The 20,163-nt window shown below is 71.4% G+C and carries 17 protein-coding genes; 10 read left to right on the top strand and 7 right to left on the bottom strand.

All coding sequences use genetic code 11. The features are described from left to right. Positions 1 to 4: 4 nt before the first annotated feature. The 3 genes from ABD211_RS15925 to ABD211_RS15915 form a co-directional block, all read right to left on the bottom strand. Complete coding sequence (locus tag ABD211_RS15925) at positions 5 to 655, bottom strand: ABC transporter ATP-binding protein (protein ID WP_344131668.1); 651 nt, start codon at positions 653 to 655, stop codon at positions 5 to 7. Between the two features lie 199 nt (positions 656 to 854). Continuing rightward, positions 855 to 1,832: a methylmalonyl Co-A mutase-associated GTPase MeaB gene (gene meaB / locus ABD211_RS15920; RefSeq protein ID WP_344131664.1), complete on the bottom strand. Its 978-nt coding sequence runs from the start codon at positions 1,830 to 1,832 to the stop codon at positions 855 to 857. Further along, positions 1,829 to 3,004, bottom strand: coding sequence for an acetyl-CoA C-acetyltransferase (locus ABD211_RS15915; RefSeq protein WP_344131661.1), 1,176 nt, complete (start codon positions 3,002 to 3,004; stop codon positions 1,829 to 1,831). The genes meaB and ABD211_RS15915 overlap by 4 nt, the downstream gene beginning before the upstream one ends. 54 nt (positions 3,005 to 3,058) lie before the next feature. Between ABD211_RS15915 and mce the strand changes: the two genes are divergently transcribed. The 10 genes from mce (at position 3,059) to ABD211_RS15865 (ending at position 15,971) form a co-directional block, all read left to right on the top strand. Then, entirely contained in the window at positions 3,059 to 3,484 is a 426-nt protein-coding gene (mce, locus tag ABD211_RS15910; RefSeq protein ID WP_344131658.1) for a methylmalonyl-CoA epimerase, read from the top strand. A gap of 230 nt (positions 3,485 to 3,714) precedes the next feature. Continuing rightward, a complete protein-coding gene (locus ABD211_RS15905) occupies positions 3,715 to 4,968 on the top strand; it encodes a DivIVA domain-containing protein (protein ID WP_344131655.1) in 1,254 nt (417 codons plus the stop codon). A 74-nt stretch (positions 4,969 to 5,042) separates the two neighbouring features. Beyond that, complete coding sequence (locus tag ABD211_RS15900) at positions 5,043 to 6,407, top strand: coiled-coil domain-containing protein (protein ID WP_344131652.1); 1,365 nt, start codon at positions 5,043 to 5,045, stop codon at positions 6,405 to 6,407. Between the two features lie 128 nt (positions 6,408 to 6,535). After that, the gene (locus ABD211_RS15895; RefSeq protein ID WP_344131649.1) at positions 6,536 to 8,215 is read left to right on the top strand and encodes a hypothetical protein; all 1,680 of its coding nucleotides are present in this window, start codon (positions 6,536 to 6,538) and stop codon (positions 8,213 to 8,215) included. Positions 8,216 to 8,275: 60 nt separating this feature from the next. Beyond that, on the top strand, positions 8,276 to 10,183 hold the full coding sequence (locus ABD211_RS15890) for a N,N-dimethylformamidase beta subunit family domain-containing protein (protein WP_344131646.1): 1,908 nt from the start codon (positions 8,276 to 8,278) through the stop codon (positions 10,181 to 10,183). Positions 10,184 to 10,356: 173 nt separating this feature from the next. After that, complete coding sequence (locus ABD211_RS15885; protein WP_344131643.1) at positions 10,357 to 11,406, top strand: glycosyltransferase family 2 protein; 1,050 nt, start codon at positions 10,357 to 10,359, stop codon at positions 11,404 to 11,406. Between the two features lie 11 nt (positions 11,407 to 11,417). Then, positions 11,418 to 12,440, top strand: coding sequence for an ABC transporter ATP-binding protein (locus tag ABD211_RS15880; protein ID WP_344131640.1), 1,023 nt, complete (start codon positions 11,418 to 11,420; stop codon positions 12,438 to 12,440). Beyond that, the gene (locus tag ABD211_RS15875; RefSeq protein WP_344131637.1) at positions 12,437 to 13,267 is read left to right on the top strand and encodes an ABC transporter permease; all 831 of its coding nucleotides are present in this window, start codon (positions 12,437 to 12,439) and stop codon (positions 13,265 to 13,267) included. Before ABD211_RS15880 ends, ABD211_RS15875 begins: the two co-directional genes overlap by 4 nt. Before the next feature lie 34 nt (positions 13,268 to 13,301). Continuing rightward, positions 13,302 to 14,519 (top strand): rhamnosyltransferase WsaF family glycosyltransferase, encoded by a 1,218-nt coding sequence (locus ABD211_RS15870; RefSeq protein WP_344131634.1) that lies wholly within the window; start codon positions 13,302 to 13,304, stop codon positions 14,517 to 14,519. Between the two features lie 48 nt (positions 14,520 to 14,567). Then, positions 14,568 to 15,971 carry a hypothetical protein gene (locus ABD211_RS15865; RefSeq protein WP_344131631.1) on the top strand — a complete coding sequence of 468 codons (1,404 nt, stop codon included), beginning with the start codon at positions 14,568 to 14,570 and terminating at the stop codon, positions 15,969 to 15,971. A gap of 22 nt (positions 15,972 to 15,993) precedes the next feature. Here ABD211_RS15865 and ABD211_RS15860 read toward each other — a convergent pair whose 3' ends face one another. Genes ABD211_RS15860 through ABD211_RS15845 form a run of 4 tightly spaced genes read right to left on the bottom strand, consistent with a single transcriptional unit; the run spans position 15,994 to position 20,161 of the window. Beyond that, positions 15,994 to 16,845, bottom strand: coding sequence for a DUF6492 family protein (locus tag ABD211_RS15860; protein WP_344131695.1), 852 nt, complete (start codon positions 16,843 to 16,845; stop codon positions 15,994 to 15,996). Between the two features lie 25 nt (positions 16,846 to 16,870). After that, a complete protein-coding gene (locus ABD211_RS15855; protein WP_344131628.1) occupies positions 16,871 to 17,824 on the bottom strand; it encodes a glycosyltransferase family 2 protein in 954 nt (317 codons plus the stop codon). A 28-nt stretch (positions 17,825 to 17,852) separates the two neighbouring features. After that, on the bottom strand, positions 17,853 to 18,908 hold the full coding sequence (locus ABD211_RS15850) for a TolB-like translocation protein (protein WP_344131625.1): 1,056 nt from the start codon (positions 18,906 to 18,908) through the stop codon (positions 17,853 to 17,855). Further along, positions 18,905 to 20,161 (bottom strand): MFS transporter, encoded by a 1,257-nt coding sequence (locus tag ABD211_RS15845; RefSeq protein WP_344131622.1) that lies wholly within the window; start codon positions 20,159 to 20,161, stop codon positions 18,905 to 18,907. Before ABD211_RS15845 ends, ABD211_RS15850 begins: the two co-directional genes overlap by 4 nt. Between the last annotated feature and the right edge of the window lie 2 nt (positions 20,162 to 20,163).

The following is a 20,163-nucleotide window of genomic DNA, read 5'->3' as shown; positions in this document are numbered from 1 at the left end:
TCTCCTAGCGCAGGTATTCGGCGGTGCCGTCGAGCAGGTGCAGCTCGCGGTCGCACAGGGCCGCGGCCTCGGGGTCGTGGGTGGCGAAGACCACGGCGGCGCCGCGCTCCGCCTCGGCGCGCAGCAGGTCGATGACGCGCTGGCGGTTCTGCGCGTCCAGCTCGCTGGTGACCTCGTCGGCGAGCAGCACGCGGCCGCGCAGCGCGAGCCCGCGGGCCACCGCGGTGCGCTGCTGCTGACCGCCGGAGAGCTCCTCGACCAGCTGGTCGGCCTGCTCGGCGAGGCCGACCGACTCGAGGGTGTCGACGGTGCGCCGGCGCGCCTCGGCCGGCGAGATCCCGTTCGCGACGAGGGCGACCTGGATGTTCTCCTGCGCGGTGAGGATCGGCGCGAGACCGTTGTCCTGCGGCACGAGCACCACCTCGGCCGCGACGGCCTGGTCGCGGTCGCGCAGCGGGGCGCCGTTCACGCTCACCGCGCCCTCGGCGGGCTTGACCAGCCCGGCCATGGCCCACAGCAGCGTGGTCTTGCCGGCGCCCGACGGCCCGGTCACGGCGAGCACCGTGCCCGGCTGGACGGCGATGGACACGTCCCGCAGCACCACGTGCTTGTCATAGGCGACCGTCACCCGGTCGACCACCAAGGTCTCGCTCACTTTGTGCGTCCTCCCCGACGCGGCGGGCCGGAGGCCCCGTCCGCCACCCGCGCCATCTTCGCCGCCCAGCCCCGGTCTGCCAACCCCGGGTCCGTAACGGGACACCGCGAAAGCCCCGTCACCGGTCGGATCTCGGGCTTTGGCGCCATAGGCCTGGAATTCCGGCCGGCATTCCATGCCTATGGGCGCCAAAGCCGGTTCAGGGGCGGTCGGGGTCCGCGGTCTGGTTCAGGGCCGCGAGCAGCTTCGCTGCCGCCGAGTACGGGTCGAGAGCGCCGTCCGCGACATCGGCGGCCAGGGCCGGCAGGGCGGCGTCGCCCGTGACCGCGGCCACCCGCGCCCGCAGCCGGGCCAGCGCCACCTGGGTGATCTCGACCTCGGCCCGTTCGCGGCGGCGGCCGACCAGGACGTCGTGCTCGATCAGCCAGGCGCGGTGCTTGGCGAGCGCCGCGAGGATGTCGTCGATGCCCTCGGCCCGGGACGCGACGGCACGCAGCACGGGCGGGCGCCACTCGCCGGGCCCGCGCTCGCCGAGCGCGATCGCGCCCTGGATGTCGCGGTAGGTGGCGTCGGCGCCGTCCCGGTCGGCCTTGTTGATGACGAAGACGTCGGCGACCTCCAGGATGCCGGCCTTCACCGCCTGGATCGCGTCGCCCATGCCGGGCGCGAGCAGCACGATCGTGGTGTCGGCGAGGCTCGCCACCTCGACCTCGGCCTGCCCGACGCCGACCGTCTCGACGAGGACGACCTCACAGCCGGCGGCCTCCAGGACCCGGACCGCCATGGGTGTGGCGGCGGCGAGCCCGCCGAGGTGGCCCCGGCTGGACATGGAGCGGATGAACACCCCGGGGTCGGTCGCGTGGTCCTGCATGCGCACCCGGTCGCCGAGGATCGCCCCGCCCGTGAACGGGCTGGACGGGTCGACGGCGAGCACGCCCACCCGCCGGCCGGCCGCGCGCAGGGCGCGGACCAGCTCGTTCGTGGTGGTGGACTTGCCCACGCCCGGGGCGCCGGTCAGGCCGATCACCTCGGCCCGGCCGGTGTCGGCGGCGAGCAGCCCGGCCAGCTCGGCCAGCTCCTCGCCGCCCCGCTCCACGAGACTGATCAGCCGCGCGACGGCGCGCGGGTCTCCCCCACGCGCGGCCGCCACCAGTCCGGACGTACTCGAAAGACTCATGCGCGGAGCAGCAGCGCGTCGCCCTGGCCGCCGCCCCCGCACAGCGCGGCGGCGCCGAGGCCGCCGCCCCGACGGCGCAGCTCGAGGGCGAGGGTGAGCACGAGGCGGGCGCCGGACGCGCCGATCGGGTGGCCCAGCGCGATGGCGCCGCCGTTGACGTTGACAATGTCGGGCGAGACGCCGAGGTCGCGGGTCGACTGGATGCCGACGGCCGCGAACGCCTCGTTGATCTCGACGAGGGTGAGGTCGGCGGCGGTGGCACCCGCCTTGGCCAGGGCCTTCTCGATCGCCCGCGACGGCTGGCTGTGCAGCGAGTTGTCGGGGCCCGCGACGCTGCCGTGCGGGCCGATCTCGGCGAGCCAGGTCAGGCCGAGGGCCTCGGCGCGCTCGCGGCTCATCACGACGACCGCCGCGGCGCCGTCGGAGATGGGCGACGAGGTGCCCGCGGTGATCGTGCCGCCGGCGCCGAAGGCGGGCCGCAGCCTGGCCAGGATCTCGGACGTGGTGTCGCCGCGCACGCCCTCGTCCTCGCTGACGACGAGCGGCTCGCCGCGCCGCTGCGGCACCTCGACGGGCACGGTCTCGTCGGCGAAGACGCCGTTCTTCTGGGCGGCGGCGGCCTTGGTGTGGCTGGCCGCGCCGAACGCGTCCTGCTCCTCGCGGGTGATGCCGAGGCGGGCGTTGACCCTGTCGGTCGACTCGCCCATGGAAACCTTGTCGTACGCGTCGGTGAGCCCGTCGAACGCCATGTGGTCGACCATCGTCACGTCGCCGTACCTCAGGCCGGCGCGCTGGTTGCGCAGCAGGTGCGGCGCCTGGCTCATGGACTCCATGCCGCCGGCCACCACGATGTCGACCTCGCCGGCGCGGATGAGCTGGTCGGCGAGCGCGATGGCGGTGAGGCCGGACAGGCAGACCTTGTTGATGCCCATGGCCGGCACCGTCATGGGGATGCCCGCGCCGACGGCGGCCTGGCGCGCCGGCATCTGGCCCGCGCCGGCCGGGAGCACCTGGCCCATGATCACGTGGTCGACCTGGTCGGGGGCCACGCCCGCGCGCGCCAGGGCGGCCCGGATCGCGGCCGCGCCGAGCTGGGTCGACGAGAGTTGGCTGAGGTTGCCCAGGAGCCGACCCATGGGGGTCCGGGCCCCGTTGACGATGACCGTGGACATGACGACCTACCTGTCGCTCGCGCCTTAACGCTGGTTTGGGGCCAGACTAACTCCATGGACGAGATCGGGCTGCTGCGCATCGACCACGTGGGGATCGCCGTCGCGGATCTGGACGAGGCGATCGACTTCTACGAGCGGACCTTCGGCATGCGCTGCGTGCACCGGGAGACCAACGACGAGCAGCAGGTCCGGGAGGCGATGCTCGCCGTCGGGCCGGAGGGGGGCGTGGTGCAGCTGCTCGCCCCGACGGGCCCGGGGTCGGCCATCGCGAAGTTCCTGGACCGGTCGGGGCCGGGGGTGCAGCAGGTGGCGTACACGGTGCGCGATGTGACGGCGGCCGCCGCCGCGCTGCGGGAACGCGGGCTGCGCCTGCTCTACGACGAGCCGCGGCGGGGCACGGGCGGCTCGCTGATCAACTTTGTGCATCCGAAGGACGCGGGCGGCGTGTTGATCGAATTGGTGCAGCCCGCCGGGGCATAGTGGCCCCGGCGCGAAATTGAAATCTCTGTCACGTCGGCGAGCAATTGTTACGGAAATATCGCCTTTAACACGTAGTATCTACGCATTTGCGACACGCCGGAAAAATAATGCGTTTTACGGCCGCTCAGCGCCGATCATGGCGCTCCCGCACAACATGTCCATGAGCATGAGGCCCGACATGGCCGTACGCCCTTGCGAAAGGGCAGGGTGGTTCTGCAAGTATGTGCCACATGCCCCAGCAGCAGTCGTCTCTGACGTTCTTCGAGAACGCAAACTCCCAGCCTGACTTCACCGTCGTGCTTCGCGGCTACGACCGGCCCCAGGTTGATGATTTCGTGCAGCGCCTCAATGCTGCCCTCGCCCAGTCGGAGACGGCACGGGCCGAGGCCGAGCAGCGGCTCACCGAGGCGCAGCGCCGCACCCGCCAGGCGGAGCAGGCGCTCAGCTCGGCTCAGCAGAAGCTGACCGACCAGACAAAGCAGCTCGAGGAGAACAGCCGCCCGACGCTGTCCGGTCTCGGCACCCGGGTCGAGCAGATCCTGCGGCTGGCCGAGGAGCAGGCCAACGAGCACCGCGGCGAGTCGAAGCGGGAGTCGGAGGGCATCCTCTCCGGTTCCCGGCTCGAGGCCCGCGAGATCACCGACAAGGCGCGCGCCGAGGCGGCCGCCATGAAGGCGTCGGCCGAGCGGGAGGCGGGCAACCTGCGCACCGCCGCCGAGCGCGAGGCCGCCGAGATGCGGGTGCAGGCCCGTCGCGAGGCCGACACGCTGCGCGCCGACGCCGACCGCGAGACCAAGCAGCTGCGCACCGCCACCGCGCACGAGGTCGCCGAGCTCAAGGCGACCGTCGAGCGCGAGGTCGCGACGCTGCGGGCGACCGCCGAGCGCGAGATCACCCAGCTGCGCGCCAAGGCCGCGCGCGACGCCGAGGAGAAGCGCGCCGAGGCCGCCAAGCTGCACGCCGAGGCCAAGGAGAAGCGCGACAAGGACCTGCAGGCCCTGGCGCTGGAGCTGGCCGAGCGCCGCGAGAAGGCCGAGCGCGAGGAGTCGCAGCGCCACGCCGCCGCCGTCGCCAACACGCAGAAGCTGGTCGGCGAGGCCGAGGGTCGCGCCCGCGCGGCCGAGGAGCGGGCCAAGGAGATCGAGCAGCGCGCCGAGGTGCGCCGGGTCGAGTCCGAGCGGCACGCGACCGACACCGTCGAGAAGGCCAAGGCCCTCGCGGAGAAGACCGTCAACGAGTCCCGTGCCGAGGCGCACCGGCTGCTCAGCGACGCGCGCAGCGAGGCCGAGATCACCACGTCGGCCGCGCGCCGCGAGGTCGAGGACCTGACCCGCCAGAAGGACGCCGTCACGGCGCAGCTGGGCCAGATGCTCTCGGGCCTGGCCGGCATCGTGCCCGGGGTGCCGAACGGCGGCAAGCCCACGGGGCCCGCCAAGGCCGACAAGGACGCGGACGCGACGCAGCGTGTCGCGTCCAACGGCTGACCGCTGTCGATCGCCGTCCCGTCACGTGAGGCCCACGCCGAGCGTGACGGGACATCGCGTGTGAGGATGGGCGCATGGCACACGGCGCGGAGCTCTACACCCTGACGAACGGCATTGCGACCGAACCGACCCCGTTTGACACCGCGCTACGCGGTTACGAGAAGCGGCAGGTCGACCGTTACGTCACCCAGGCGGAAGGGGAGATCGTGGCGCTCGCTGGGGAGCGCGACGAAGCGTTGGACCAACTACGGGCACTCACCGAACAGGTGCACCAGTTGCAGCAGGAGCTGGCGGTGGCGCGCAGCAGCGTGGCCGCCCCGGCGCCGACCAACGTCTCGTTCCGCCACCTGGGTCCCCGCGTCGAACAGATCCTCGCGCTCGCCGAGGATCAGGCCGAGGCGATCAAGGCGGACGCCCTGCAGGGCATCGCCGATCAGCAGGCCGAGATCGAACAGCTGCTGGAGAAGACCCGCGCCGAGTCCGCGGCGGCCACCCGCGACTTCGAGATCGCGCTCGCCGCGCGCCGCGCCGAGGAGGAGGCGAGCCTCGCGGAACGTCGCGAGGCGGCCGACACCGAGGTCGCGGCCGCGGAGGAGCGGGCCCGCCAGGTCCGCGCCGAGGCCGAGGCCCGTTACGAGGCGGCCAAGCAGGAGTCGGAGCGCGCCGGCAAGGCCACCGCGGAGTACGTGGAGCGCGTGCGCAGCGAGACCGACGCGCACGCCATGCGCGTGCGCGACCAGCTCGACCAGGAGTCGGCCCAGCAGCGGGCCGCCCTGGAGGAGGAGCTGTCGGCGCGGCGGGTCGCGGGCGAGCGCGAGTTCGCCCAGCGCCGCTCCGAGGTCGAGCAGGAGCTGGTGAGCCTGCGGCAGGCGGCCGAGGCGCACGCGCGCGACCAGCGGGCCGAGGCGGAGGCGTACGCCAGGGACCTGCGGGCGCAGGTCGACGAGCTCAAGGCGGCCGCGGAGGCCGAGCTGCGCGACGCCAAGGCCGAGGTGCAGCGCATCGAGTCGGAGGCCAAGGCGCACGCCACCGCGCTGGCCCAGGCCAAGTCGGACATGGAGCAGGCCAGCATCAAGGCGCAGCACGCCCGCGCGGAGGCCGAGCAGGCCGCCGGGCGGGTCCGCGCGGCCCACGCCGAGGTCGAGCGTGCCAACCAGCAGGCCGAGTCCGTCCGCAGCGAGATCGACAAGCTGACCGCCGATGCCCGCAAGGCCCGCGAGGAGGCCGAGCGCGACCGGGCGGCCGCCGCCGAGGCCCTCGCCGACGCCGAGCACATGCGGGCCGACGCCGAGCACGTGCTCACGGCCGCCAAGGCGGGCGCCGAGGCGATGATCAATGCGACCCGGTCGCGGGCCCGCGAGGCTGCCCGGGGCGGTTCGACCACCCCGGCCCCCGCGTCCGGTGGCGATGACGTGGAGGCCGCCGCGCGGCTCGGCTGAGCCGCGCGGCACCCACCGCAGCTGCCCGAATGGGCCGTTTGGTGTCGCAAATGCAGCACTTCCCGTCGACTGACCTTCGCAACCCCAGCAAGTAGGGTGACAGCAGCCTTGCCGGGGAGGAGTGTCGGATGGGTTCGGCTAAAGCGCGACCATCGCACCGCGCGCAGCGTCGACGGGTCGTCGCCAGCACCATCCAGTCCGGCGCCGCCGCCTGCCTCGGCCTACTGATCAGCATCGGGCTCGTGGGCGCGCTCGCGGATGTCGCGTACCACCGGATGATCCTGCCGGACTGGGGCATCGGCGGCGTGACACCGCTCGTCGTGGTCATCGTCGCGCTGCTCGCGACGGCGCCACGCTGGGCGGCGGTGCGCTGGCTCATCGGCGAGCGATGCGGCTGGCCGCTGGCCACCGCGGGGGCGCTGATCGCGGTGACCACCACGGCCGTGGCCGGCGATCAACCCGGTGCCGGTCGGGCGATGCTCGCTGTCGCGGGCGCGGTCGCGCTCGGTGGCGTGCTGCTCGCCGCGGGCGAAGCGACGGGGCTGTTGCGCCTGGCGATCGTCACCGGCCTCGCGGCCGGGATCGCGGCCGCGCCGCTGGCGTTCGCCTACGGCTTCGTCACCGTCGGGTTCGGCTCCCTGGCCGAGGTGCCGGGCGTCGTGCTGTTCGGCATTCTCGTGGTGGCCGCCATCGCGGCGACCATCGCGGACCTCGTCGACCCGCGCGCGGACGTCACCCGTACGCCCCGGCTGGGCCTCGGGCGCACCGTCGCGCCCGCCGCTGTCACGATGCTCGCCATCGCGATACCTGTCGTGGCGGCGAAGGCGGGTGCGATCGTCGTCGACAAGCTGCTCGCCGGTGGCACCGCCAGCGAGAAGCGCACCAGCCTGGCGGCCACCGTCGAACTTGTCCTACCCTTCGCGTCCGCCGCCGCGGCGCTGGTCGTGCTGACGTGGTACGCCCACCGTCGCGCCGGCGCGCCGCTGGTCCGGTTCGTCCTTACCGCCACGGGACTCGGTGTGATCCTCCCGGTCGGTCTGCAGACCGACCTGCTCGCCCACCGGAGCGGCGGCGCGGTGATCGTTTTCGCCGGCACGGTGGCGGCCCTGACCGGCGTGCTGCTCGCCTACCGGGCACCCCGCTTCCTGCCCTGGGACGCCGTCGGTCTGCTGATCGGCGGTGGCGGCCTCGTCCTGCTGGGACGCATGTTCCGCAGCGAGGTGCACTCCCCCGGCACCATGCAGTCACTGCTCCTCGTCAGCGGCACCGCGATGGCGCTGGGCGCGACCCTGACGCCGCTGCTGCGCGCCGACGCGGGCGACCGCGCCGGCACCCGTACGCCGTCGGAGGCGCTCGGCACGGTGGCTGTCGGCGTCGCCTCGTTCGTCATCGGCGCGGTCCTGCTCGGGCCGGGCGCCCTGACGTACATCACGTATCAGCGCACCGGGCTCGCGAGCTACGCCAGCCCGATCGCTCTCGGCGTGGTCGTGGTCGCGCTGGGCGGCATGTTCGTGGTCGGCCGGACGCTGGAACGGGTGCTGCAGGGACGGGCGCCGGCGCAGACCGGGAAGCCGGCGCTGCCGGCACCGGCTGTGCCGACCTACCGGCCCGCGCCCCTCCCGCAACCCTCAGCACCCGTGCTCGAGACCAGCCCGCCCACGCCCGGCCCGCCGCCCGGGACCTGGCCACCGCTGACACCACCCGGCGCAGCCGTGGTTGACGACGACTCGGACGAGCCGGACGACCAGGACACCACCTTCATGCCGGCACCCGGCGATTCAGCGCCCACCTCCCGAACCACCTGGTAACGACAGACCACGCACGCTGTCCGCACCGGTTCGTCGGGCGGTAGGAAAGGACGGTCATCCATGCGGGATCTGCTCGGCCAAGCCCGCCTGTTCATCGCCGCGTCCGCCGTCGTGGCGGTTACCGCGGTCGCCCTGGTCGTCGCACCGGAAGCCGACGCGGGCACGTGTGCGGACGGCAACGTCATCGTGTGCGAGAACACGCGCGATGACGTCGGATGGTCGGCGGCTGCCGGTGGCCGGGCCCCCGACTGGGACATCGACAAGGTCGGCGACCCGACCATCCAGGGCTTCGCCACCGACATGAGCGTCAACCTGGGCGGGCGCATCGACTTCAAGGTCGATACGGACGCGCCGTCGTTCGGCGTCGACATCTTCCGTATCGGTTGGTACGACGGGAACGGTGCCCGCAGGGTCGCGTCACTCGATCCGTCGACGATCACGGCCACGTCCCAGTCGATGTGCCTGACCGATCCGTCGACCGAGATCGTCGACTGTGGCAACTGGTCGGTCTCCGCGTCCTGGACCGTGCCGACCGACGCGGTCTCCGGTGTCTACGTGGCGAAACTGACCCGGACCGACACCGGCGGGTCGAGCCACATCACGTTCGTCGTCCGTGACGACAGCAGCCGCGCCGCCATGGTCTTCCAGACGGCGGACACCACCTGGCAGGCGTACAACACGTACGGCGGGTCGAACTTCTATCAGGGTGCCGCCCACGGCCGGGCATACAAGATCAGCTACAACCGTCCCTTCGCGACCCGCGGCGACGTGTCGGGGCGCGACTTCTTCTTCGCCAACGAGTACCCCATGATCCGGTTTTTGGAGCGCAACGGGTACGACGTGACCTACACGACGGGGGTCGATTCCGACCGTCGGGGGGACCTGCTGAAGAACCACAAGATCTTCCTCTCCGTCGGCCACGACGAGTACTGGTCGGGTGCTCAGCGCGCCAACGTCGAGGCGGCCCGGGACGCGGGCGTGAACCTCGCGTTCTTCAGCGGCAACGAGGTCTACTGGCGCACCCGGTGGGAGAACAGCGTGGACGGCAGCGGTACCCCCTACCGCACGCTCGTCTGCTACAAGGAGACCTGGGCCGACGCGAAGATCGACCCGTCCGACGAGTGGACCGGCACGTTCCGGGACATGCGGTTCGCCGCCGATGCCACCGAACCGGAGAACAGCCTCACCGGCACGATCACCATGACCAACTACATGGACGCGGCGATCGAGGTGCCCGCCGAACAGGGACGCATGCGGCTGTGGCGCAACACGAGCGTCGCGACGCTGCTCGGCGGACAGGTCGCCACGCTCGCGCCGCACTCACTCGGCTACGAGTCGGATGAGGACCTCGACAACGGCTACCGGCCGGCCGGCCTCATCCGGCTCTCCGTGACCGAGGGCGAGTCGCCGCAGCTCATCCGTGACTTCGGCCGCATGGTGGTGCCCGGCACCACGACCCACCACCTCACGCTGTACCGGGCCAGGAGTGGCGCGCTGGTCTTCGCCACCGGCACCATCCAGTGGGCATGGGGTCTCGACCCGCAGCACGACGGAATCCAGGAGCCGGCCGACCCACGCATGCAACAGGCCACAGTGAACCTGTTCGCGGACATGGGAGTGCAGCCCGCCACCCTCATGCGCGGACTGGTTCCGGCGACGCAGTCGACCGACCGGACGCCACCGAGCGCGGCCGTGACGTGGCCGAGGCCGACCGCTGTGCAGACCGCAGGAAGCCAGGTCACCATCCAGGGCTCGGCGGCCGACACCGGCGACGGCAAGGTCGCCGGCGTGGAGGTCTCCACGGACGGCGGCGAGACGTGGCATCCGGCGGTGGGCACCACCCTGTGGTCGTACACGTTCACGATCGGTCGCGGGCCCGTCAGGGTGCTCGCCCGGGCGACGGACGACAGCGCCAACCTGGGACCGGTATCACCAATGGTGACGCTGCGCACCGCGGCGCAGCGTTAGTCGCGCCGTTACGTAGCCCCTGTCTGGATTCTTACATCCGCAAGATGGGGCTTCCTAGCTAGGGTTTCTGCTTGGCATGTCCAGGCTGAGGACCCGCGTCAGGGCGGCACCGGCACGGACCGTAAGGACCCGGGAGAGCGAACTGTGAGTAGCCCCTTGTCGGGGTGCGCCCAATGGTGACCCACCAGAGACCCGAGCCACTGGTGACGCGCCCGACCGTCTCGGTCGTTGTGCCCTGCTACAACTACGGCCACTACCTGCGCGGCTGCGTCGGCACCATTCTCGACCAGCACGACGTCGACCTCGATGTGCTCATCATCGACGACGCCTCCCCTGACGGCAGCGTCGCCGTGGCGCATGAGCTGGCGGCGGCGGACCCGCGGGTCCGGGTCATCGCGCATGAGGTGAACAAGCGGCACATCGCCACGTACAACGAGGGCCTCGCCGCCGCGAAGGGCGACTACGTCGTCCTGCTCTCCGCCGACGATCTGCTCGCGCCGGGCGCGCTCGGCCGGGCGACCGCGTTGATGGAACGCAACCCGGACGTCGGCCTGGTGTACGGGTACTCGCCACTGTTCGACGACGTGCCGCCGACCGCCCGCACGTCGGTCCGCTCGTGGTCGGTGTGGTCGGGCCCGCACTGGCTGGACCTGGTGAGCCGACGGGGCCGCAACCCCGTCGCGACCCCCGAGGTCGTCATGCGCACTCACCTGGTGCAGCAGTTGGGTGGCTACGATGCCCGGCTGCCGCACTCCGCCGACTTCTTCATGTGGCTGCAGGCCGCGGCGCACGGCTCGATCGGCCGGGTCAACGGTGCCGACCAGGCGTTCTATCGGGTACACGGCGCCAACATGCACCGGTCGGAGGCGTTCGCGGGGGCGCTCAAGGACATCTCCGAACGGGAGCGGGCGTTCGCGCTCTTCTTCGACGAGGACGGGGCGCACGTCGCCGGTCGCGAGGCCATGCTGGCGGCGGCCCGCCTCGCGATGGCCGAGGAACTGCTGCGGCACGCGGCCGATGCCGGCCGGGGAGACGCCGAGGCGGCGCGGCCCCTCGTCGATCTGGCGCTGCGGATGTCGCCGCACGTGCGGGACACCCGCGCCTGGGCGCGCCTGCAGCGCGGCCCGGCGGACGGCCCGGTGGGGAAGGTCGGCACGCTGGCCGACACGTTGGCGGACAAGGTCCGCTGGCGAAGGTTCAGACGAGACGGACTATTTCGATGAGGTCGGAGTAAATGGCAGTTTACGGTAATAATCGCGACGTCATCGTCCTCCAGGGCCTCACCAAGCGCTACGACCCCACCCCCACGTGGATGCGCGTCTTCGCCCGGTCCCACATCACGGAGCCGGTGTTCGCCCTCAACGGCGTCGACCTGGTGGTGCGCGCCGGCGAGATCTGCGCCATCGTCGGACCCAACGGCGCCGGCAAGACCTCGCTGTTCCGCATCATCGTCGGCCTGACGACCGCCACCAGCGGCTCCGGTCACGTCCTCGGCCTGGACGTCGCCACGGAGTCGGAGCGGGTGCGCCAGGTCGTCGGCTGGATGCCCTCGGAGGACCGCAGCCTCCTCATGCGCGCCACGTGCCGGGAGAACCTGCTGCTGCACGGCCGCCTGCAGGGCATGCGCAAGCACGAGATGGCCCAGCGCATCCCGCACGTGCTGGAGCAGGTGAACCTGATCCCCCAGGCCGACGCGGTCGTGGCCAGCCTCTCCGCCGGCATGAAGGCCCGGCTGCGCCTCGCCCGGGCGCTGCTGCCCGGCCCGCGTGCCCTGATCCTCGATGAGCCCACCGGCGCCGTCGACCCGATCGCCGCGCACGGCCTGCTCACGCTCATCATGGACCTCGTCGCGCAGGAGCAGCTCGCCGTGCTCATCTCCTCGCACCGCCTGGAGGAGATCGAGGCCCTGCAGTCGCAGGCGCTGCTCATGGAGAAGGGCCGCGTGCGCTACCACGGCGACCTCGGCACCCTGCGGGAGCAGTACGAGCGCCCCGAGCTGGAGATGGTGCTCGTCGACGAGCAGATCGCCAACTGGGTCATGACCACCCTCACGGGCAGCGGCCTGAACCCGGTGCTCGACGGCATCACGGTGCGCTGCCGGCTGACCGGCAAGGACTCGGTCGGCGAGGTGCTCGCCGCCCTCGGCCCGTACGCCTCCCACGTTCAACACGTACGCGAGATCCCGATGCCGCTACGGGACCTCATCGCACACGTCTACCAGTCCGGCAGCGACCTCGCGGGGAGCAGCGCACGATGACCCGTTCCTACCCCTCCTCCGTCCGGGACCGCGCCTTCGCCCGCAAGGTCGCCGACACCATCAGCGCCTACGTGCGCATCGACCTGGTCGAGGAGCGGATGTTCCCCGCCTCGACCATCCTGCGGTACTTCGCAGTGATCTTCCCGGTGCTGCTGTACTACTTCCAGGCCAACTTCTTCCAGATGAGCGACGACGCGTACACGCTCATCCTGGTCGGCGCCGCGATCACCGCCGGCCTGCAGGACGCGCTGACCGCGCTCACCCAGCGGCTGCAGTTCGCGCAGGAGCGCGGCACACTCGAGACCTACCTCGTCGAGCCGGTGCCGTGGGCCCTGATCCCGATGGCGATGAACATCTGGCGCAGTCTCACCGGCGCGATGCTCGCCTGCCTCATGGTGTTCTTCGGCTGGCTGCTCGGCGCGCCGATCCGCGGCGAGAACCTGCCCGCCGCCCTGCTCATCCTGTTCCTCGGCATCGCCGCCTGCAACGCCATCGGCACGTTGGCCGCCAGCTTCCTGATCCTGTTCAAGCGCGGCGAGCCCGTCATCATGCTCTACAGCCTCGCGGCCGGCGTCCTCGGTGGCACCCTGTTCCCGATCAGTGTGCTGCCGGACTACGTGCGCTGGGCCAGCTATCTCGTCCCGCACGCGTACGTCATCAGCGCCGAGCGTCAGTTGCTCATGGCGAACCCGCCGCACGACGCGCTGTCGCCGCTGATGAACGGCGTCATCCTGGCCGTCTTCGTCGTCGTCGGGTTCGCGATCGCCCTCTACCTTTTCGATCGCGCGCTGAACATCGCCCGCAAGTGGGGCATTCTCAGCATCTGACGCGTGCTCGCGCCGGGCAAAGGAGAGTCATCAGGTGAGTACAGGCAAGCTACCGTCCGCCGGTCGGGCCCGCGACGCCTGGCGCGTGGTGCAGCGCGACGGCACCCGCGGCCTGGCGCAGCGGGTCGCCCGCGTGGCCTACCGTCGGCTCGGCGCGGCCTCGTTGGAGTTCCCGCTGCACCTTGAGGACGTGGCGGACTCGCGCGGCCTGTCGCTCGCCCAGCCACACCGCCGGCCGGCACCCGGCACGCCGCTCACCATCGGCTGGATCTGCACCCCTCCCGGCCCCGGCTCCGGCGGACACACGACCCTGTTCCGCATGGTCGAGGCCGCCGAGGCCGCCGGGCACACCTGCGTGCTGTACCTGTACGACCGGTACGGCGGCGACCTGGCCCACCACGAGCAGGTGATCCGCGAGTTCTGGCCGGGAATGCGGGCGGAGGTGCGTTCGGTCGCCGACGGCATGGTGGACCTCGACGCCTACGTGGCCTCCGCCTGGTCGACGGCCCACGTGCTGGCGTCGCGGGCCGACCTGCGCACCCGGCGGCTGTACTTCATCCAGGACTACGAGCCGTTCTTCTACCCGCAGGGCTCGGAATACCATCTCGCGGCGGACACCTACCGGTTCGGCTTCCGCGCCATCACCGTCGGCCCCATGATCGCGCAGATCCTGCGCGACGAGTACCACGTCGAGGCGGCCGTGGCGGAGTTCGGTGTGGACACGGCCGTCTACCGGCTGACCAATCCCAACCCGCGGCGGGGGGTCATCTTCTACTCCCGGCCCGAGGTCGCCCGGCGCGGCTTCGAAATCGGCATGCTCGCCCTGCGCGAGTTCCACCACCGCCACCCGGAACACGACATTCATCTGTTCGGGGATCCGGGCGTGACCGTTCCGTTCCCCGCGACCAACCATGGCAAGGTGACCCCTGCCCGTCTGGCCGAGCTGTACAACGAATGCGTCGCGGGCATCGCCATCTCGTTCACCAATGTGTCCCTTGTGCCCGATGAACTGCTCGCGTGCGGCGCCATTCCGGTAACCTGCGAGTCGGAGTATGCGCGCGCCAGTCTCGACAACCCGTTCGTCCGGTGGGCCGCGCCGACACCGTACGCACTGGCCGAATCATTGAGCGACGTGGTTTCGGGGAACGCCGCACCCCCTTCGGTCGTGGCTGGCAGCATCCGCGACGTGCGTTGGGACACCGCGCAACGCACGACCGTACGCACGATCGAGGACGAGGTCTACGGACCCTGATGGAGGAGTGTCATCATCGCTAGATCACACCGACGGGGCGTCCGCTTCTTGCAGCGCAACTACGTGTGGATCTGGGCAACCCTCGGCGGCGGCCTCACCCTCGTGATGGTCGGTGCGCTCATTGCCGCCGCCGGTCCCGAGACGCTGGTCGCGGCAACCCCGTCGCCGGCTACGTCCGCGTCGATGGCCCCGACGACCAGTCCCTCGGCGAGCCCGACCGTGCCCGCCGGCAAGGCCACGCCGGGCGGTGAGGGCGCCAAGCTGCGCGAGGTGGACGGCGGCGTGGACTACTACGCCAAGTTCTCGCCCTCGCTGCCGACCTCCAAGGACTTCTTCCCGCTCGCGGTGTGGTTCGAGAGTGTCGTGTCCCGCGACGACATCGCCCAGGACAAGGCCGCCGGCATCAACACCTACATCGAGCTCACCAACAGCACCAAGCGCAGCCTCATCAAGGAAGCCGGCATGTACGCCATCGCCAGCGAGCCGGGCATGGGAGCCGGTTCGGAGACGGTCGGCTGGCTCGTCTCCGACGAGGTCGACATGTGGGGCGGCCCCGGCAGCAACCCGTGGACCGGCAACTTCCCCGGCGAGGGTGACATCTGCTCGGGCGGCGACTGCGGTTACACGATCCAACGGCAGCTCGCCGCCAAGCTGCCCGACGACAAGCGGCTGCGGTTCAGCAACTACGGCAAGGGCATCTCGTTCTGGCAGAGCAAGGAGCAGGCGTCGGTCTTCGTCAACGAGTTCCAGGACGTCGTCTCCGCCGACACCTACTGGTTCACGGACCTCAACATCTGCGGTTTCAGTGAGGGCGGCACGTTCTACGGCGGCGGCAAGGTGCCCGACGACAAGTGCCACCTCGCGTCCAACTACGGCGACACGGTCGACCGGGTGCGTTCCCTGGTCAAGCCCGCGCGCAGCAAGCCGGTCTGGAACTTCGTCGAGCTGGGCCACCCGTTCACGGAGGACTACTACCCGACCGCCACGCCGGAGCAGGTGGTCGCCGGGGTGTGGAGCAGCATCATCCACGGCGCGCGCGGCATCATCTACTTCAACCACAGCTTCGGCGGCAACTGCCTGACCCAGCACCTGCTCCGGGACCCGTGCTACCGCGACATGCGCGCCGCCGTCAGCAAGCTCAACGCCCGCGTCAAGCGGCTCGCACCGGTGCTGAACGCGCCGTTCGCGGACGGCGTCCTCAAGACGAGCTCGGGCGTCGACGCGGCGGTGAAGTGGTACGACGGCAACTTCTACATCATCGCCGGGGCGGCGGCGCCCGGCCGCACGAAGGCGACCTTCACCCTGAAGTGCGTCGGCGACGCCACGATCACGGTGCTCGACGAGCGCCGCACGATCACCACGACGAAGGGCGCCTTCACCGACACGTTCGCCAACAGCAACGCGGTGCACATCTACCGGGTGGACGGCGGGTCGTCCTGCGGCGCCTACTGACCCGCCGTCGCGCCCCGGACGGCTAGGACAGGCTCGCCCACGCCTTGCGCCGCAGCTCCAACGGCGTACGGGACTTGGCCGAGATCATGACCGCGATGTCATCGGGCTTGATGGCGGACAGGAACTCCCGCGCGCTGTTCTCGTCCAGCGGGGTCTCCTCCCAGTAGCTGTGGCACAGCGTGTCGTCGGAGGCGAACTGGTTCGCCGGCGCGCCCAGCACCTCCTCCACGAAGACCCCGTAGAGCGTCCACTCGGAGAAGTGCAGCTGGGAGCCGATAGCGGTCTGCCACGGCTGCCGCGTGACCTTCTCGATGCGCTCCAGCATGCTCTTCACGAGCCGCGGGTCCCAGGCGAGCAACGAGGAGACGTAGTCGGTGTACGGCGGCTGCTGCGCGCTCAGGCCGAGCAGCTCACGGGCGGCCCGGTGCCAGATCATGTGCCTGGGCAACCGGTCGTCGATCTCGTTCGGCTTGCGGTAGAGGCGCACGACGCCGTCACGGACGAACGTGTCCGGTCCGAACGGCCGGGCGAAGACGATGTCGGAGTCGACCAGGACGACCACGTCGGCCTCGGCGGCGGCCGCCGCGCCCAGCTTCACGATCTGCTGGATGATCCAACCGCGCACCGGCGGGTACGGACGGCGCAGGTTCACCGAGTACTTCGTCCCGGGCACGGACACGAGCGACCGGGGCAGCAGCCGGCCCTCATCGCTCACGATCGTGCGCTCGTTGGCCAGCCGGCCGAACAGCTCCAGGTCGCGGCCCGGCACGATGATGTGATGCCGCACCGTCGGCGGGGTGTTCGCGAGCACGGACGCGTTGAGGTCAACGCACAGCTCAAAGTCCCCGGAGAAGCTGGGGGTGATGACGTCCATTGTGGTCACGCTGATCTCCGAATCGCTAGCGGATGGTACGGGTGGCGCCGGGGAGGTTCACCCAGCGGCGGCGCGACAGCAGCATGTGCAGGGCGCGACGGTTGCCCGGACGGCGGATGCGCAGCAGTTCACTGAGGATCACGACGCCCCGGAACACCGCGCTCGCGACGGGCCCGTGGTACTTGCGGTAGTACCGCACGCGGTTGACCTCATTGAGCGCGACGAGGTCCGGACTGGTGCCGGATCCGGCCCCGCGGTGGAGCACCTCGGCGTCGGGCGCGTAGCGGATGGCGTAGCCCTCCGCGCGCAGGCGCCGGCAGTAGTCGGTCTCCTCCGAGTACAGGAAGAAGCGTTGGTCGTCCCACGCGCCGACGGCCGCGTCCGCGTCAGCGGAGACGAGCAGCGCCGCCCCGGTGGCCCACTCGACCGGACCGGGCGCCTCGTAGACCGACGGATCCCACACCATCTCCGACAGCCAGCCCGGCCGGCCGGCCCAGGACGCGCCCAGGAGCCCGTCGGCCAGCGCCCGGGCGATGGACGGTTCTCGCCGCAGCGACGGCGAGGTGTGGCCGTCGTCGCCGCGCATCCGCGGCACCACGGCTTCCACGCCGGGCTCGCTGAGCACCTCGTACATCCGCCGGATGGATCCCGGCGCCGCCTGCAGGTCCGGATTGAGGATGAGCACCGACCGGGCGGCCCGGCGGTGCTGGCGGCCGACGTTGATGCCACCGGAGTAGCCCAGGTTGCCGCCCGAGTGCACGAGCCGCACCCCCGGGTACCGCGCGACGACCTGCTCGATGCCGTCGTTCGACTCGTTGTCCACCACCACGACGCGCAGGCGCAGCCCGTCGGCCGCGGCGGGCAGCGAATCCAGGAGGCCCGCGATGTCCTTCGCGCTGCGGTACGTCACCACGATGACCGCGCAGTCGGCCAGCTCGTGCTCGCCCGCGAAGGCACGCTCGGATTCGTAGGCGGTCATGCTCAAGCCTCTGATCACTCCTCTACGGTCATCGAACGACGCTGGGCGACCACGCGTCGTGGACGAGCACCCGGGGGGTGCCGGATCCATCGGCCGGGGTCACCCAGACGTCACTGGTCGCCACCGCGCCGGTGCGCGGCATTCCGTACAGAACATTGCCGTTGTCGAGCCATTCCGCCTGATCGTCGACGCTGCGCTGCTCGCCGAGCAGGGTCTCGCGCATCGTCGCCAGGTCCAACACCGCCAACCGCCACTTACCTGGCGGCAGCGTGCCGTGCTTCTTGAAGGCGATCCGGGTGCCGTCGGGTGACAGCGACGGGCACTCGACGTCCTCGCGGAGCGCTGTTAGCGTACGTGCCGCCATGCTGCCGCGCACCAGCCATGTGGTGCCCGATGACGCGGCGGTCGCATAGAACGTGTCACCGTCGGCGAAGGTCACCCCCCACACGTTCCGGTCCGCGGCGCTGACCTGTCGACCGTCGACGATGAGCCGGAACTGCTCCAGGTCCACGCCCCCGCCGCCGGCCGTCGGTGTGACCACCGTACGGGTGGAGAACTGGCCCGGTTGGGCGTACGAGTCGCCGGACACGAACGTGGTGGTCGCCACGAAGGTGCCGTCGGCGGACAGCCGCGCCCGGCTCGGCAGACCCACCAGCGGCAGGTCGCGGACGGGCCGCCACTGCCTGTCGAGCAGCTGGGCCCGGTAGGTCGTGACCAGCTTGCGCTCGGCGGACAGGCAGATGGTGCGGTCCGACCGTTGGTAGACACGCTCGCACGCGCTCCCGGTCAACGCGCGTGGTCCGTCCACGTCGGTGAGCGCGACGACCGCCGCGTGACCGTAGCCGTCGCCCAGCGCGGTGTTGCGGAACACCAGATGCGGCACCGCCGACACCGCCTCGAGGTCGTCGCGGGTCGCCAGGCTCGGCGCGGTCCGTTCGACCGTCAGGCGGACGTTGCGCGCGTGGATGACGTAGGCGGTGGCGGCAGCCACGCACGCGGTCAGCACCAACGCCAGCACCACGACGCGACGGCGCGACATGGGCCGGGGTTCGGCGGGTTCGAGCTCCGACGGCGCGTCCGTCACGGCGCCACCCGCGCCGGGGTGCCGCGGCGGTGCAGGCCCAGGAGCCAGCCGGCCGCCGGGAGCGCGACCAGCAACAACCCGCAGGCGAGCCACAACGCGTGCTGAAGCCCGATGGTCATCCAGAGCCAGCCGAAGCCCAACGACGCGACGAACCGGGCCAGCACGACGGCGGTCTGCGCGGCGGCGATCGCGCTGGCCCGCCCCGTCTCCGGCGCAACGCGACTCACCAGCGCCGGCAGGACGCCATCGGTCGCCGCGTAGTAGGTGCCGAGCAGCGCCAGCGCGACGACCGTCGTACCCAGGCCGCTGAGCGGGCCGCTGGCCACGAGGTACACGGCGACGAGGGCGAGCTGCCCGCCCACGAACACGCGGGCCCGGCCGATCCGGTCGGCCAGCCGCCCCAGGGGGACGGCGAGCGCCAGGTAGGCGATGTTGGTGCCGACGTAGAGCAACGGGAAGTACCGGGCGGCGAGGTTGTCGCGGTCCTGCAGCGCCAGGTAGAGGAAGCCGTCGCCGATGGTGACGAGGCCGAGCAGGCCGGCCGCCGCGACCGGGCGACGCACCGCCGGCGATGCCAGCTGGCGCAGCACGCCACGGGCGGTGACCGTGCGGGGCCCCTGCCGACGGCGCGCGCGCCGGCCCGGCACGAGCAGCACGAGGACGGCCACGCCGGCCACGGCTACCGCGAACGACACCACGAAGATCGCGTCGTACCCGTCGGCCACGAAGAGCAGCAGACCGAACGCGGCCAGGGGTCCGATGGTGGCGCCGACCGTGTCCAGCGCACGGTGGACGCCGAAGTTGCGGCCGAGCGCGTCCGGCGGCGACGCCGCCGCGATCATCGTGTCCCGCGGGGCGGTGCGCAGCCCTTTGCCGAGCCGGTCGGCCGTGATGACCGCGCTGACCGAGGCGAAGCCGTGCGCCGGCAGCAGGGCGATCCGGCTGAGGGCGGAAACGCTGTAGCCGGCGGCGGCCACCCACTTGGGATGGTCGTACCGATCGGCCAGGTAGCCGCCAACAACCCGGACAAGCGCCGACACACCCTGATAAATACCATCAACCACGCCGTACGCGAGGATGCCGAGCCCGAGCACCTTGGTCAGGTAGATCGGCAGTACCGCGTTGACCATCTCCGAGGAGACGTCCGTGAGCAGGCTGACGACGCCCAGCAGCACGACGGTGGACGCGACCCGGCCGCGCCGACCGGCCGGGGTCGTGTCCGTCCCCGGCCGGTCGCGCACCGAAACGTACATGG

This window comes from Luedemannella flava (assembly GCF_039528515.1).
Taxonomy (GTDB): domain Bacteria; phylum Actinomycetota; class Actinomycetes; order Mycobacteriales; family Micromonosporaceae; genus Luedemannella; species Luedemannella flava.
The sequence above is the reverse complement of the archived record's forward strand: the minus strand, read 5'-3'. Positions and strand labels throughout refer to the sequence as shown.